14 protein-coding genes are annotated in these 14,524 nt (G+C 64.0%); 5 read left to right on the top strand and 9 right to left on the bottom strand.

Translation table 11 applies throughout. The features are described 5' to 3' along the window. Nucleotides 1-9 precede the first annotated feature (9 nt). The 4 genes from GLW01_RS02470 to GLW01_RS02455 all read right to left on the bottom strand — a co-directional run bounded on the left by GLW01_RS02470 (nucleotide 10) and on the right by GLW01_RS02455 (nucleotide 4,310). Nucleotides 10-282: a septum formation initiator family protein gene (locus GLW01_RS02470; protein ID WP_160898028.1), complete on the bottom strand. Its 273-nt coding sequence runs from the start codon at nucleotides 280-282 to the stop codon at nucleotides 10-12. A 31-nt stretch (nucleotides 283-313) separates the two neighbouring features. Beyond that, nucleotides 314-1,612, bottom strand: coding sequence for a phosphopyruvate hydratase (gene eno / locus GLW01_RS02465; RefSeq protein ID WP_095617538.1), 1,299 nt, complete (start codon nucleotides 1,610-1,612; stop codon nucleotides 314-316). Between the two features lie 199 nt (nucleotides 1,613-1,811). Beyond that, entirely contained in the window at nucleotides 1,812-2,657 is an 846-nt protein-coding gene (gene kdsA / locus GLW01_RS02460) for a 3-deoxy-8-phosphooctulonate synthase (RefSeq protein ID WP_160898027.1), read from the bottom strand. A 24-nt stretch (nucleotides 2,658-2,681) separates the two neighbouring features. Further along, nucleotides 2,682-4,310, bottom strand: coding sequence for a CTP synthase (locus tag GLW01_RS02455; protein ID WP_151438973.1), 1,629 nt, complete (start codon nucleotides 4,308-4,310; stop codon nucleotides 2,682-2,684). A gap of 149 nt (nucleotides 4,311-4,459) precedes the next feature. Between GLW01_RS02455 and GLW01_RS02450 the strand changes: the two genes are divergently transcribed. Next, entirely contained in the window at nucleotides 4,460-5,515 is a 1,056-nt protein-coding gene (locus GLW01_RS02450; RefSeq protein ID WP_160898026.1) for an SO_0444 family Cu/Zn efflux transporter, read from the top strand. Next, a complete protein-coding gene (locus tag GLW01_RS02445) occupies nucleotides 5,508-5,705 on the top strand; it encodes a hypothetical protein (protein ID WP_095617541.1) in 198 nt (65 codons plus the stop codon). The genes GLW01_RS02450 and GLW01_RS02445 overlap by 8 nt, the downstream gene beginning before the upstream one ends. On the opposite strand, the gene GLW01_RS02440 is transcribed toward GLW01_RS02445, so the two are convergent. Together GLW01_RS02440 and GLW01_RS02435 are read right to left on the bottom strand one after the other, a co-directional pair. After that, nucleotides 5,698-7,356: an FAD-binding dehydrogenase gene (locus GLW01_RS02440; protein WP_160898025.1), complete on the bottom strand. Its 1,659-nt coding sequence runs from the start codon at nucleotides 7,354-7,356 to the stop codon at nucleotides 5,698-5,700. The genes GLW01_RS02445 and GLW01_RS02440 overlap by 8 nt on opposite strands. 80 nt (nucleotides 7,357-7,436) lie before the next feature. Beyond that, nucleotides 7,437-9,260 carry a monovalent cation:proton antiporter-2 (CPA2) family protein gene (locus tag GLW01_RS02435; protein ID WP_160898024.1) on the bottom strand — a complete coding sequence of 608 codons (1,824 nt, stop codon included), beginning with the start codon at nucleotides 9,258-9,260 and terminating at the stop codon, nucleotides 7,437-7,439. 169 nt (nucleotides 9,261-9,429) lie between these two features. On the opposite strand from GLW01_RS02435, the gene GLW01_RS02430 reads away from it, so the two are divergent. Both GLW01_RS02430 and GLW01_RS02425 read left to right on the top strand, forming a co-directional pair. Further along, nucleotides 9,430-10,425, top strand: coding sequence for an LLM class flavin-dependent oxidoreductase (locus tag GLW01_RS02430; RefSeq protein ID WP_160898023.1), 996 nt, complete (start codon nucleotides 9,430-9,432; stop codon nucleotides 10,423-10,425). A 163-nt stretch (nucleotides 10,426-10,588) separates the two neighbouring features. Continuing rightward, nucleotides 10,589-11,251 carry a hypothetical protein gene (locus GLW01_RS02425; RefSeq protein ID WP_151438968.1) on the top strand — a complete coding sequence of 221 codons (663 nt, stop codon included), beginning with the start codon at nucleotides 10,589-10,591 and terminating at the stop codon, nucleotides 11,249-11,251. A gap of 32 nt (nucleotides 11,252-11,283) precedes the next feature. Here the strand turns inward: GLW01_RS02425 and GLW01_RS02420 are convergent, their stop codons facing one another. Further along, complete coding sequence (locus tag GLW01_RS02420) at nucleotides 11,284-11,820, bottom strand: YgjV family protein (protein ID WP_160898022.1); 537 nt, start codon at nucleotides 11,818-11,820, stop codon at nucleotides 11,284-11,286. Nucleotides 11,821-11,889: 69 nt separating this feature from the next. Between GLW01_RS02420 and GLW01_RS02415 the strand changes: the two genes are divergently transcribed. Continuing rightward, complete coding sequence (locus tag GLW01_RS02415) at nucleotides 11,890-12,756, top strand: DUF72 domain-containing protein (RefSeq protein WP_237416454.1); 867 nt, start codon at nucleotides 11,890-11,892, stop codon at nucleotides 12,754-12,756. On the opposite strand, the gene GLW01_RS02410 is transcribed toward GLW01_RS02415, so the two are convergent. Beyond that, nucleotides 12,753-13,421 (bottom strand): hypothetical protein, encoded by a 669-nt coding sequence (locus tag GLW01_RS02410; protein ID WP_160898021.1) that lies wholly within the window; start codon nucleotides 13,419-13,421, stop codon nucleotides 12,753-12,755. The two genes, GLW01_RS02415 and GLW01_RS02410, sit on opposite strands and share 4 nt — an antisense overlap. A 3-nt stretch (nucleotides 13,422-13,424) precedes the next feature. Next, the gene (locus tag GLW01_RS02405) at nucleotides 13,425-14,351 is read right to left on the bottom strand and encodes an aldo/keto reductase (RefSeq protein ID WP_160898020.1); all 927 of its coding nucleotides are present in this window, start codon (nucleotides 14,349-14,351) and stop codon (nucleotides 13,425-13,427) included. Nucleotides 14,352-14,524 lie beyond the last annotated feature (173 nt).

The raw sequence follows: 14,524 nt of genomic DNA, 5'->3' as shown, positions 1-14,524 counted from the left end.
GGATACGGTTCAGGGCTCCACAACCAGGAAAAAGGTCTCATCCTCGCCGATCATGCCGAGGTCGCGACGGGCGCGCTCCTCGATCGCACGGGTGCCGTCGCCGAGGTTGTTCACCTCGGCGAACAGCTCCTCGTTACGGTGACGGAGCCCGGCATTGATGGTCTTCTGCTCATCGATCTGCTTCTGCAGGGCCCAGGCGTGGGGCAGGCTGTTCTCACCCGCCCAGAGCCGGACCTGCAGCAGCAGGGTCAGCACGGCCATAATGCCCCACAACCATTTCATGCACGACGCTCCCTGACGCGTCAGGGGTGCCTCAGCCCCCCTGCCCCTTGATTTCGGTCAGACCGCGATACTCGGCCCGATCCCCGAGCTGCTCTTCAATCCGCAGCAGCTGATTGTATTTCGCCACCCGATCGGAACGACAGAGGGACCCGGTCTTGATCTGCCCGGCGCTGGTGGCCACGGCCAGATCCGCGATCGTGGTGTCCTCGGTCTCGCCCGAACGATGCGAGATAACCGCAGTATAGCCCGCATCCTGCGCCATGCGAATGGCATCCAGGGTTTCACTGAGACTGCCGATCTGGTTGAACTTCACAAGAATGGAATTCGCGACGCCCTTGTCGATGCCTTCCTTGAGGATCCGGGTATTGGTCACGAACAGGTCGTCCCCGACCAGCTGGACCTTGCTGCCCAGGCGCTCGGTCAGGGTTTTCCACCCGTCCCAGTCGCCTTCGTCCATGCCATCCTCGATGGAGACGATCGGAAAGCGGTCGCACAGGCCGGCAAGATAGTCACTGAACTCGGCGGCGTTGTACTGCTTGCCCTCGCCTTTCAGGTCGTAGACGCCGTCACTGTAGAACTCGGAGGAGGCGCAGTCGAGCGCCAGGGTGACGTCCTTGCCGAGGGTATAGCCGGCGCCTTCCACGGCTTCGCGGATGGCCTCGAGCGCAGCTTCGTTGGACGGGAGGTCCGGCGCGAAACCGCCTTCGTCGCCCACACCGGTGTTCAGGCCCTTGCTGTTGAGGACCTTCTTGAGGCTGTGGAACACCTCGGCGCCGCAGCGCAGGGCTTCGCGGAAGGTCGGCGCGGACACCGGCTGGATCATGAATTCCTGGATGTCGACGTTGTTGTCCGCGTGCTCGCCGCCGTTGAGGATGTTCATCATGGGCACGGGCATGGAGAACCGGCCGGCGGCGCCGTTGATTTCGGCCATGTGTTCGTACAGGGGCTTGCCCAGGGCGGTGGCGGCGGCCTTGGCGCTGGCCAGGGAGACGGCCAGGATGGCGTTGGCGCCGAGGTTCTGTTTGTTGTCGGTGCCGTCGAGCTCGAGCATGGCATTGTCGATGGCGCGCTGGTCGGCGGCATCCATACCCTTGAGGGCGCCGCGGATGCGGTCGTTCACGGCGGCGACGGCTTTCTGTACGCCTTTGCCGAGGTAGCGGTTCTTGTCCTTGTCGCGCAGTTCGAGCGCTTCCCGGGAGCCGGTGGAGGCGCCGGAGGGTGCGCAGGCGCTGCCGATCTGGCCGGATTCGAGGATCACGTCGGCTTCGACGGTGGGGTTGCCGCGGGAGTCGAGGACTTCGCGGGCCTTGATGTTGGCGATTGTTGTCATCCGTTCAACCTCTCTTATCTTTGAATCAGTCAGTGATTCAGGAAATGAAATCGAGTCTGAAAGTCATTTCAGGAGGTGGGGAAGGCAGTCCTTTACGGGATACGCTGTAAATACATCCCTGTACGCTTGTCTTCCGCCATCCATGGCTCCAGACAATCCCGTAAAGGACTGCCTTCCCCACCTCTTCAAACCTTGTTGGTCACGCTGTATCCAGCGGCTGAAACCCCTTGATCAAATCATCCAGTTGTTTGAGTTGCGAAAGAAAAGGCTCCAGCTGTTCGAGCCTTAGTGCACAAGGGCCGTCGCACTTAGCCTGATCCGGATCCGGGTGTGCTTCCAGGAAGAGGCCGGCCAGGCCCTGTGACAGGCCGGCGCGGGCCAGTTCGGTAACCTGTTCGCGGCGGCCGCCGGCGGAGTCAGCACGGCCACCGGGCATCTGCAGGGCGTGGGTGACGTCAAAGAACACCGGCACGCCGAGTTTCTTCATGGCGCCGAAGCCGAGCATGTCCACGACCAGGTTGTTGTAGCCAAAGCTGGTGCCGCGTTCGCACAGTATGACCCGCTCGTTACCGGCTTCCCCGCACTTGGTGATGATGTGGTTCATTTCGTGGGGCGCGAGGAACTGGCCTTTCTTGACGTTGATGACGGCGCCGGTCCGGGCCATGGCGACCACCAGGTCGGTCTGGCGTGACAGGAACGCGGGCAGCTGGATCACGTCGCAGACGTTGGCGGCCGGTTGCGCCTGGTGCGGTTCGTGGACGTCGGTCAGGACCGGAACGCCGTAGCGGTCGCGGATTTCCTCGAGGATGGCCAGCCCTTTTTCCAGGCCGGGGCCGCGGAATGAATGCATGGAGGAGCGGTTGGCCTTGTCGAAGGAGGCCTTGAAGACATAGGGAATGCCCAGCCGGGCGGTTACCTGGCTGTAGGCGTCCGCCACTTCCAGCGCGAGCTCCCGGGATTCCAGCACGTTCATGCCGCCGAACAGCGTGAACGGGCGGTCGTTGGCGATGCTCAGGTCAGCGATGTCGATGGTGCTATACGCCATGGTGAGCGCCCTCGGCAGTCGGGTTCAGGATTCGCCCCTGCGGGCCAGCGCGGCTTCCACAAAGCCCTTGAACAGCGGATGGCCATCACGCGGCGTGGATGTGAATTCCGGGTGGAACTGGCAGGCGACGAACCACGGGTGTTCCGGGACTTCCACCATTTCCACCAGGCTGTTGTCGCCGGAGCGCCCGGCCACGCGCAGGCCCGCTTCCTCCAGCTTGGGCAGAAGCAGGTTGTTGACCTCGTACCGGTGGCGGTGGCGCTCGCGGATCACGTCCTTGCCGTAACACCGATGCGATGTGGTTCCCGGTTCAAGTCGACAGTCCTGGGCGCCCAGACGCATGGTGCCGCCCAGATCGGAATCCTCGCCGCGCTTTTCCAGCTGGCCGTGTTCGTCCACCCACTCGGTGATCAGGCCCACCACGGGGTACGGTGAGTCCTTGCGGAACTCGGTGCTGTGGGCCCCGGAAAGCCCGGCGATGTTGCGGGCGTATTCGATAACGGCCACCTGCATCCCCAGGCAGATGCCCAGGTAGGGAATGCCGTTCTCACGCGCGTAGCGCACGGCGCTGATCTTGCCTTCCACCCCCCGCTCGCCGAAGCCACCGGGTACCACGATGCCGTCAACGTCTTCCAGCGCCGCCTCGCCCTCGCGTTCCAGGTCCTCGGAATCGACGTACTTCATCTTAACGTCGGTCCTGGTGTGCAGCCCGGCGTGGCTCAGTGCCTCAATCAGGGACTTGTAGGCATCCAGCAGCTCCATGTACTTGCCGACCATGGCGATGGTCACTGTCTTGTCGGGATTCTGCTCCCACTCAAACACCTGGTCCCATTCGGACAGGTCCGCCGGACCCACGTTTAGGTTAAAGCGTTCAACGATCAGCTGGTCCAGATCCATCTCGTGGAGCATGCGCGGCACACGGTAGATGCTGGGCGCATCGCACAGCGGGATGACGGCCCGCTCCTCGACGTTGGTGAAGAGCGCGATCTTGCGCTGCGAGCTGGCGTCCACCTCATGCTCGGAGCGGCACAACAGAATGTCCGGCTGCAGGCCGATGGAACGCATCTCCTTAACGGAGTGCTGGGTCGGCTTGGTCTTCACCTCGCCGGCAGTGGAGATGTAGGGCACCAGCGTCAGGTGCATGAAGAGCGCACGCTGGGGCCCGACTTCGACACGCAGCTGGCGCGTGGCCTCCAGGAAGGGCTGGGATTCAATGTCACCGACGGTACCGCCAACCTCCACCAGGGCAACATCCACGTCACCGGCGCCCTCGACAATGCGACGCTTGATTTCATCCGTGATGTGCGGGATCACCTGCACCGTCCCGCCCAGGTAGTCGCCACGGCGTTCCTTGCGGATGACTTCCTCGTAGACCCGGCCACTGGTGAAGTTGTTGCGCTTGCTCATGGTGGTGCGGATGAAGCGCTCGTAGTGCCCCAGGTCCAGATCCGTCTCGGCGCCATCCTCGGTAACGAAGACCTCGCCGTGCTGGAACGGGCTCATGGTGCCGGGATCCACATTGATGTAGGGATCGAGCTTGAGGATGGTCACCCTGAGGCCGCGCGCCTCAAGGATGGCGGCCAGTGATGCTGATGCAATGCCCTTGCCGAGCGAGGACACAACCCCGCCGGTGACAAATATATAGCGCGTCATGCGAATCCCGTATTCTGCCCGATTGCCAGTTGTGAGGAGGAGGGAGGCGTCGCCTCAAGATGGGATGACAGGCTACCAGAAAGGGGGTCGAGCCTCAATTTGCAAAAGGCGCTACACCATAACGGCATGCCGACCTCTATACTGTGGGTATGAAGGAACTTGTGTTCGCGATTGTTGAGATGACGCTGCTCGCCGCTCCCTGGCTGCTGTTGGGCCTGCTGGTGGCGGGGCTGGTGCGCGGCCTGGTGCCCCGGGCGCGCATCCGGCAGTGGCTCAGCGGCGACGGTATCCGGCCCATCCTGCGGGGTGCCGTTCTGGGTGTTCCCCTGCCCATGTGCTCCTGTGGCGCCATTCCGACCGCGCTGGCGCTCTACCGGGGTGGCGCCGGGCGCGGCCCGACCACCTCCTTCCTGGTGGGTACGCCGGGCGCGGGCGTTGATTCACTCTCACTCACCTTTGTGCTGATGGGTCCCTTCATGATGGTGGCCAGGGCGCTGGGCGCAGTTATCGCAGCGATCAGTACCGGCCTGCTTACCGCCCTGAGCCACGGCGGTGCAACCGCCGCGGAACCCGCGGAGGCAGCCTGCAACTCCGGTTGCTGCTCCTCCGGCTGTGACGGCGGCGATGTTATGGCGGACGCCGATGAAACAGCCCCGGGGCTGCGCCACGGCCTGCGCTACGCGTTCACCGAGATGCTCGACGACATCAGCGTCTGGATTGCCATTGGCCTGGCCGTGGCCGGCCTTTTGATCACGCTGACGCCGCCCCAGGGGCTGGCGGTGCTGGGCAGCGGCATCGGCCCCATGCTGCTGATGGCGCTGATCGGCGTCCCCCTTTACCTGTGCGCCGCCGCAACCACCCCGATTGCGGCAGCCCTGATGCTGGAAGGGCTATCCCCCGGCACCGCACTGGTTCTGATGCTCGCCGGCCCTGTAACCAGCCTGGCCACTCTCAGCATTTTCCAGCGAGAAATGGGCACCGGGGCACTGCTCCTCTACCTCACCGGCATCGTGGTGAGCACCGTTGCAGCGGGGCTGGCGACCGACGCCGTCATTGCCGGCTTTAACCTGGACATCCAGGGCTCGGTCCAGGGGGTTCAGGAATGGATTCCCGCCTGGCTGGAATGGAGCGCTCTCGCCCTTCTGGTGATAATGGCCGTGCCCTGGCTCCGGCGCACTCTCATCAGGGAGACCCACGATGACTGAACCTGAAGAAACAGACGCCGTACCGGCGCAACAGGATGAAGCGGAGCAGCGACACGAGCCGCGGCGCTACCAGGTAAGCGCCAATCGCGGTCGGGCCCGCCACCGCCTGCGCTATGTTGAGAGCGGTGGTGCAACCGAGGAACAGAGTGAGGGCGAGTGCGGCCTGTGCCGCGACCTCCCGGTCAGATGACGGCTTTCGCCGCGGCCCGCCCCGCATTACGGCCCGAGAACAGGCAACCACCCAGGAAGGTGCCTTCCAGCGCACGGTAACCGTGCATGCCGCCGCCACCGAAGCCGGCCGCCTCCCCCACTGCATAGAGGCCGGGGATACGCTCACCCTGTTCGTTGAGAACCTGGGCCTCCAGGTCCGTTTCCAGGCCGCCCAGTGTCTTGCGCGTCAGGATATTCAGCCGCACCGCGATCAGGGGGCCGTGGGCCGGGTCCAGCATCCGGTGCGGCTTGGCCGTGCGCACCATCTTGTCACCGGAGAATTTCCGGGCATTGTGCATGGCCATGACCTGGAAATCCTTGGTGAAGGGGTTAGTCAGCTGCCGGTCGCGCGCCTCGATCTGGCGGCGGATGTCCGCCGGGTCCAGCAGGTGGTCGCCACTGAGTTCGTTCATCCCCTTAACCAGATCCTCGATATTGTCCCGGGCCACGAAGTCCACCCCGTTCTCCTTGAAGGCCTCAACAGGGCCAGTACCTTTCCTGCCGAAGGGCCGCTTCAGGGTCTGTGCCCAGCTCTTGCCGGTAATGTCCGGGTTCTGCTCGGAACCTGAAAGGGCAAACTCACGTTTGATGATGCTCTGGTCCAGGATGAACCAGCTGTAGTCGTAGCCGGTGGACTGGATGTACTCCAGTTGCCCCAGGGTATCCGAGCCGGGATACAGGGGCGCGGGGAAACGCCGGCCGGTGGCATCGAACCAGAGGGAGGACGGACCGGGAAGGATGCGGATGCCGTGGTTCGGCCAGATGGAATTCCAGTTCTGGATGCCCTCAACGTAGTGCCACATCCGATCCGGGTTGATCACGCGCGCGCCGGCAGCCTCGGTGATATCGATCATGCGCCCGTCCACATGGGCCGGCACCCCACTGACCATACGCTGGGGCGGGCGCCCGAGCCGTTCCGGCCAGTTGCGGCGCACCATCTCATGATTGCCGCCAATGCCCCCCGAGGCCACGATCACGGCCTGGGCCCGGAACTCGAAGTCATCCTTCTCCTCCCGGTTGGTCTCAACGCCCCGCTCGGCCCGGTCATCAGCCAGCACACTGCCACGCACACCATCCACATGGTCGCCAGTGGTCAGCAGCTCGTCCACACGATGACGCCAGCAGAACCGGATCAGCCCCCGGGCCTCCGCTTCCCTGGCCCGCCTTTCAAAGGGCTCAACAATACCGGGGCCTGTCCCCCAGGTGATGTGGAACCGGGGTACGGAATTGCCGTGACCGCAGGCATCATAACCACCCCGCTCGGCCCAGCCCAGCACCGGAAAGACACGATGGCCCATCTCGCGCAGCCAGGCGCGCTTCTCACCCGCGGCGAAGTTCACGTACGCCTCGGCAACACGGCGCGGCCAGTAATCCTCGCCCCGGTCAAAGCCGGCCGTACCCAACCAGTCCTGCCACGCCAGTTCCGGGGAGTCCTTGATACCCATGCGCCGCTGTTCGGGCGAATCGACGAACAGCAGCCCACCCAGCGACCAATACGCCTGACCACCCAGATTCTGTTCGGACTCCTGTTCCACAATCAGAACACGCCGGCCCGCATCGGCCAGCTCCGTCGCCGCCACCAGTCCCGCAAGGCCGGCGCCGACCACAATGACATCCGCATCCTGAGCCATAACTACCTCGTTGTTGTGCTTATTGTTGTGCAAAACTGAACGAAAGCAGCAACAGATTCAAGACACTTCAGGAGACGGGGTCAGCTGCTCGAGTGCTGAAGACTGTCCGGATCGATGGATTCCGCCTCGTCCGACTGGAACAGCCCCTCCAGTTCGTCGATGATTTCCTGGTCACTGGGGTTACGGCTGCCCTTCTCCTGGTGGATGGCGTAGTACTTGCGCAACTCCTCCTCATCGTGATCCCGGAAGACCTGCACCGCTTCGCGGGCCTCATCCTCATCCCAGCCGAAGATCTGCAGCAGCTGCTCGCCCATGTGCATGCTGCCCGACAGGGTCTCGCGAGTGATCACCCGGCAGCCGAGATCCATCAGGCGCCAGGCGTGCTGGCGGTTGCGCGCGCGGGCGTAGACCGGAACGGTCGGGAAGTTGCGCCGGACATGGTCCACGATGCGCATGGAGTACTCCGCATTCTCCACCGCGACAATGATGGCCTGTGCATCCCGGGCGCCTGCGGTTGTCAGCAGGTCCACGCGTGCCGGGTCGCCATAGTAGATGCGGTGCCCGTAACGGCGGATGAAATCAACCTGCAGGGGGTTGGCATCCAGCGCGGAGAACGGGATCTCGGCGCTGTGCAGCAGTCGGCCCACCATCTGGCCAAAGCCCCCGAAGCCGCAGATCAGAACCTTGGGCTTTTCCTCATCCTCTCCCACCGAATCATAGGGCCGATCGTCGATCTCCGAGGTGGCCAGCATCGGATCCAGAATCCGACGATTGAAAAGGAAGGTGAAGGGCGTGGCGGCCATGGTGAGGATCACCACCGCAAACAATACGTCGGTCACGGACTCGCTCATGACCCCGTAGGTCATGGCCATGGAGAACAGCACGAACGCCAGCTCACCACCCTGGGGCATGAGTGCGGCGAGTGCCCTGCTGCCCTTGTCATCGAGCCCACCAAGCCGCCCGACAGCATAGAGAACGGTGATCTTGAGCAGCAGCACCCCGCCAGTGATACCGAACACCAGCCCGGGCATATCCGCCAGCATGTGCAGATCGGCCGACATGCCCACGGACATGAAGAAAAGCCCCATCAGCAGCCCCTTGAACGGCTCGATGGAGAGATGGATCTCATGCCGGTATTCGGAGTCCGCCAGCAGTACGCCGGCCAGAAAGGCCCCCAGCTCCATGGGCATGCCGGCCATCTTCAGGATCTGGGACACCCCGAGCACCACCAGCAGCGCGGTAGCGGTGAAGGTCTCGCGTGCACCGATGCGCGCCACCGTGCGGAAAACCGGCCGCAGCAGGTAGTGGCCGCCAACGATCACCGCGACCAGCACCACCAGGGTGCGGGCAATGGCCTGGGCGATTCCGAGCGGGTCCATGGACGCGGTACTGCCCTCACCCATGAGCGGAATCGCAGCCAGCAGCGGCAGCAGCGCAATGTACTTGAACAGCAGCATGGCAAAGGCGCTGCGGCCATGGAGCGAGGAAAGCTCATTATGCTCGGAGAGCACCTGCATGGCGAAGGCCGTGGAGGAGAACGCCAGACCCAGCGCGATGATCAGCGACGTCTGCCAGTCCAGACCGAATCCGGCCCAGGCGACTACGCCCATCGGGATGGCACACACAAGCACGCCGGCCATCCCCTGACCGAAGATGTTCCTGCGCATCACCCAGAGCCGTTGCGGCGCCAGCTCCAGCCCCACGAGAAACAGCAGCAGCACCACCCCGATCTTGGCGAAGCGCAGCATACTCTCGACATCGTCGATCACACTGAACAGTGACGGGCCCATGATGACACCGGCAACCAGGTACCCGAGCACGGCTCCGAACCCCAGCCACTGGAAAATGGGCACGGCAATCACCGCCGCCAGCAGGAACAGGGTTACTTCCAGCAGGAAATCCAATGCACGCACTCCTTAAAGCCGGTTCGATCGGGGCTCACTCGGGCCACGCTGGAAAACAGGGGCATACTACAGACGCTGAAGGCCGTTGCGAAGCCCGCCGGCAACCCCGTATTGCCGGCAACGGTACCGGCTCGCTACTGTGTGACCTGAACCCGTATCAGGAGCGACCATGACGCGCTATTCCCTGCTCGATCTCGCCCCCGTGAATGAAGGCAGCACGCCGCGGCAGGCACTGCTCAACGCGGCCGATCTGGCCCAACACGCCGAGTCCCTTGGGTACAGCCGGTTCTGGATGGCGGAGCACCACAACATGACCGGTATCGCCAGCGCGGCCACGCCGGTGGCGCTGGGCCACATCGCCGCCAATACCAGCAGCATCGGAGTGGGAGCCGCCGGAATGATGCTCCCCAACCATGCGCCGCTGGTGGTGGCGGAACAGTTCGGCACTCTGGAGAGCCTCTACCCCGGGCGCGTGGACCTCGGCCTGGGGCGCGCTCCGGGTACCGATCAGGAAACCCTGCGCGCCCTGCGCCGGGACCATCATTCGGCGGCCAACCGCTTCCCGCAGGAAGTACAGGAGCTGCTGCATTTCCTGGAACCAGTACAGCCGGGCCAGCGTGTTCAGGCCGTTCCAGGCGCCGGTACCCGGGTGCCCGTCTGGATCCTCGGCTCCAGCCTTTTCGGAGCCCAGCTGGCGGCGGCGCTGGGGCTGCCCTATGCCTTTGCCTCCCACTTCGCACCGGACATGCTGGACGAAGCCATCCGGGTCTATCGCGAGCAGTTCCAGCCATCGGAACGCCTGGCCAGGCCCTATGTAGCGGCCGCCGCCAACGTTTTCGCCGCGGATACGGACATGGAAGGCCGCCGGCTCATGACCTCCATGGAACAGCAGTTCATTGCCCTGCGGCGGGGGACCCCTGGACCACTCCAGCCTCCAGTGGATGACCCTGACAGCCTGGGCAGCCGGGCCGAACTCGGCACTGCCCGTCACGCCCTGAAAGAGTCAGCCGTCGGTTCGCCGGAGACGGTGGAGCGCTGGCTGAAGGCCTTCCTGGAACGCACCGGCTCGGACGAGCTGATCCTGACCGGCCAGATCCACGATCACGACGCCCGTAAGCACTCATTCGGCATCGCGGCCGACGCGCTCGGGAACCTCTCCACCTGAGCGCCCAGCGCATCGGTGACACAGTGTTACCGATGCTCAACATCTGTTCAGTTGCACCTTCCGCCCCGGTAACCTAGCTTGAAGACTGTGACATTCATCAAGCTGGATGACCCTGTCAGGTCTGCGTTAAAACAACAAACAGGGAACCAGAAGGAGAGGCACCATGGGAGCACCGGTCGATGCACTGGAACAGCGCGTCAGGGACCCTCAGGACCCGCTCGAGGAGGTCCTGCCCGCCTCGATCACTCTGTCGCTGATGCTCCGCAATCGCAGGATGGGAAGCTGGCTCCAGAACGAGTTTGCCGGTTACAGCGAGGAAGTGGACCTGCCTGACTACCGGCGGAATCTCCCCGGCCACCTGATGACACGGTCGCCCCAGTACGGCTGGATTCCCGCCCCCGTCAGCGAGGAACAGAACCGCAGGGAAGCGCATATGGATCTGAGGGACGGTGTCCGCAGCCTGGAGAAAACCTGCCTCCGTTACCGCAAGGACAGCTACATTCAGCATGCTCTCTCCGCGGAAGCGATGCGTGAACTGCAGACCCGGGTCAATCTGACCACCGACCTGGCGCTCACGATCAACCGCGAGACCTACTCCGACCTGTTGCGCCTGGTCCGTTCAACGATCTACCTCTGGACCCTCGACCTCATCGAGGCGGGCTTCAGTGGCGAGCATAACTCCTTCAGCACGGCCGAACGGGAACAGGCAGCCACCATGGACGACCCCGAGCACTACTGGCGGCGCGCGATGGACGAACATGCCAACCTCCCGGTTCCGGGATTACGCCAGGCCGGTGTACTGGAGCGCTTCTTCGGCAGCGCCTGAGGCCGAGAACACCTCGCTGATCGCAGCAGGACTCAGGGCAACTCCACATCCGGGTAACGCCGCCGCATCCGCTGCAGGCGCAGGATAGTCACACAATTGGTGACCACCACAAGAGCCTCCGCGAGCGTTGCGCCCACCGAGCCGATGGCGATGTTGTTGCCCATCCAGGCCAGCCCGGCTCCGGCCAGAAAAAGCCGCATGGGAATGCCCCGGAGCATGAACATGCCCACGGTGCCCAGCACCATCGCCGTCATCGGGAACAGGTCGATCCAGCTCTGCCAGGTGAGCACCGCTGCCACGCCACTGACCGCCAGCATGCCCAGCATCACGGCGACATTGCCCTGAAAGCGCTGTGCCAGATGGATGCGCAGGATCACCAGCACCGTCAGTGCCGCGGCGGTCCAGCTCTGGAAAAGCGCGTACTGGAGGGCGAAGGCCACGTTGGCGCCAATCAGCAGCAGCATCAGGCGATCATCCCGGGTGCTGGCAAACCCGGCGATGCAGAAGCCCAGTGAGACCAGCGCGACAATCTGGCCGGCGATCTCCATTGCAGTCATATCCGCCAGCATAGGGCCTCCACAGCCTCAAACCGTCAGTATAGAAGCCAGAGCACCCCGCGTCCCTCCGTGATGGCCGCGATGTTCTGGTTTACCCTGTGCGCCATGACCCACTACGCCCTCGGCTGCCCGCAGTGGCAGGATCCCAGCTGGAACACCCTGCTCCCACCGGGAGCAACGCCACTTGCACGCTACAGCCGGGTGTTCGGCTGCGTCGAGGGCAATACCACTTTCTACGCCACACCCACCCGGGAACAATGTGCCCAATGGCGCTCCCAGGTACCCGACGACTTCCGGTTCCTGTTCAAGTTTCCACGTGAAATCAGCCATGACCGGCTGCTCACCGGCTCAGAGACTGCGGTCCGGGAGTTCCTGGCACCCCTTGAACCGCTTGCAGACGTGCTGGGCCCCTTTCTGCTCCAGTTACCGCCGAACTTCGGCCCGGAGCAACTGGATAACCTCTGGCGCTTCGTGGACGCTCTCCCCGCGCCCCTGACCTGCGCGGTCGAGGTTCGGCACCCCGCCTTCTTCGAAAAAGGGGATGCCGAGAAGGCGCTGAACCGGGGCCTGCGCGAGCGCAACCTCGCCCGGGTGTGCTTTGATACCCGGGCGCTGTTTACCGCCACACCGGAATCCGAGGCAACATGGGAAGCCCAGAGCCGCAAACCCCGGCTTCCCATCCACCTGCTGCCCGTGGATGCCCCACCAGTGGTCCGCTACATCGGCCATCCAGACCTTGAGAGCAATCGTCCTTTCCTGACGCCCTGGGCGGAACGGGTGAGCGAATGGATTGCTGAGGGGCGGCATCCATACATATTCATGCACATGCCGGACAATGGCGATGCCCTGGCACTGGCTGCGTTCTGGCATGAACTGCTGGGGGAGCGGGTGCCAGAGCTGGCAGAACTGGCGATCAACACGGAACCGCCTCAGATCGGGTTGTTCTAGGACGGTTCCCTGCCTCGGGACCAAGGGCTGGCACCCATGGCAACTCCGAGAGTGCCAATAGCCAGGGGAGCCACGACCGCTCCCGGCAGCCAGCCACTGACCCACCAGATCACACTGCTGTAGACCAGCCAGAGCACGGGGATCACCCCCGTCACCCAGCTGATGGGGCGTGCCAGGAGCAGCATGCCCAGCGTTACCAGGGCCGTGGGTGTTGGCGCCGTGCCGGCAACCTCGAACGCCGCCCAGCTGCGCCCCGTCAATGGGCCGGTCACCGGCAGTACAACGATGCCTGCCAGCACCAGAACGACTCCCAGCTTCGCCCGCAACCCGCCGCTGAACCGCCAGCCGCCTCCAAGGCCCACCAGGAACACCAGCACCGCCTGAACCATAAAGGCCCACCCCATGAGGCTGGCTGCCCAGTTCAGAGGTGCGTGCAGCAGAAACTGGAACTGGACGGCGGACCAGCACCAGCACGCCGCCAGCGCCAGCCCAGCGGTGGCGCTGCCGCCCCGGTGGAGCCGCCAGAGCGCGAAAAGCATGAGCAAGAGGAACAGGCCCTGCCATGGCCACACCTGCCCGTTGAGGCGCTCGAACAGACCGGACCACACTTCGGGTGTGACCGGCACGAAGTCCCGCAGTGCGTAGGTATCGAGCGCCCCCAGCATGGGCTAGACCTCTGCCAGTGCTTCAATCATGCGTTGGCGTTGCGCGGCGTCCGGCATGATCCCCCGCCCGGCTGCCATGTTCTCTCGCACATGCTCGGCGCTCGTGGTGGCGGGAATAGCGCAGGTCACCGCCGGATGCGAGACGATGAATTTGAGCAGGAAGTCTGCCCAGGTACGGCAGTCGATTTCGTCCGCCCAGTCTGGAAGGGGCGTGCCCCGACGCTGCACGCCCCTGATAAGCGAGCCTCCCTGGTAGGGCCGGTTGGCAATAACGGCAATGCCCTTTTCCCGGGCCAGCGGCAGTATCCGGTCCTCGGCCCAGCGGTCGCGGATATTGTAGGTCAGCTGGATAAAATCCAGCTCGTGGCGCTCCATGATCCGCTCGAACTGGTCGAGCCGGCGCCCGTGCGAGGTGGTAATGCCAATCGCACCCACCTCCCCCGCCTCCTTCATGGCCTGGAGGGTTTCCAGGTGGGCCTCCCAAGCCAGCAGGTTGTGCACCTGCAGCAGGTCGAACCGTTCGAGACCCCAGTTAGCGGACGACTCCGCCGCCTGCTCCCGCGTGGCACCGCCATCCCGGGTCCAGACCTTGTCCGCGGCAAACAGCGAATCCGGGTACCCCAGCTTTTCGAGCCCATGCCCGAGCACCGACTGCGCCGATCCGTACATGGGCGAGGAGTCAATCAGCCCGCCACCCTCCTCGAAGAACGCCGCCAGTACCTGGGTGCGTGCCTCTCGAAGTTCCGGGTCTCCCCCCACATTGAAGGTGCGCCAGGTGCCCATGCCGATCACCGGAATGGAACCACCCCCATTCGGCAGGGCAGCGCGATTCAATGCCTTCCCGGCTGCAGCCGCCAGCCCTGGCCATGCAGCAACCGCCAGCCCTGCGCCCAGGCCGCCAAGCACCCTGCGCCTGGAGTATCCCACCATGCTGCCCTCCGCTTTTCATGGCCTTTGTTCTTTATACGTCACGCCAATCCGGTTCGTTTGACAAGGGATACCCCACTGCCTCCGGCTGATCCCGGATTGTCACGGCACTGCCCCTGTACTCTAATGATGACAATCTGAAGAACCCCCTAGCCGATAACCAGTCCCGGGAGGCA

The sequence above is a fragment of the Vreelandella halophila genome (genome assembly GCF_009856365.1).
GTDB classification, from domain to species: domain Bacteria; phylum Pseudomonadota; class Gammaproteobacteria; order Pseudomonadales; family Oleiphilaceae; genus Halospina; species Halospina utahensis_B.
The sequence above is the reverse complement of the archived record's forward strand: the minus strand, read 5'-3'. Positions and strand labels throughout refer to the sequence as shown.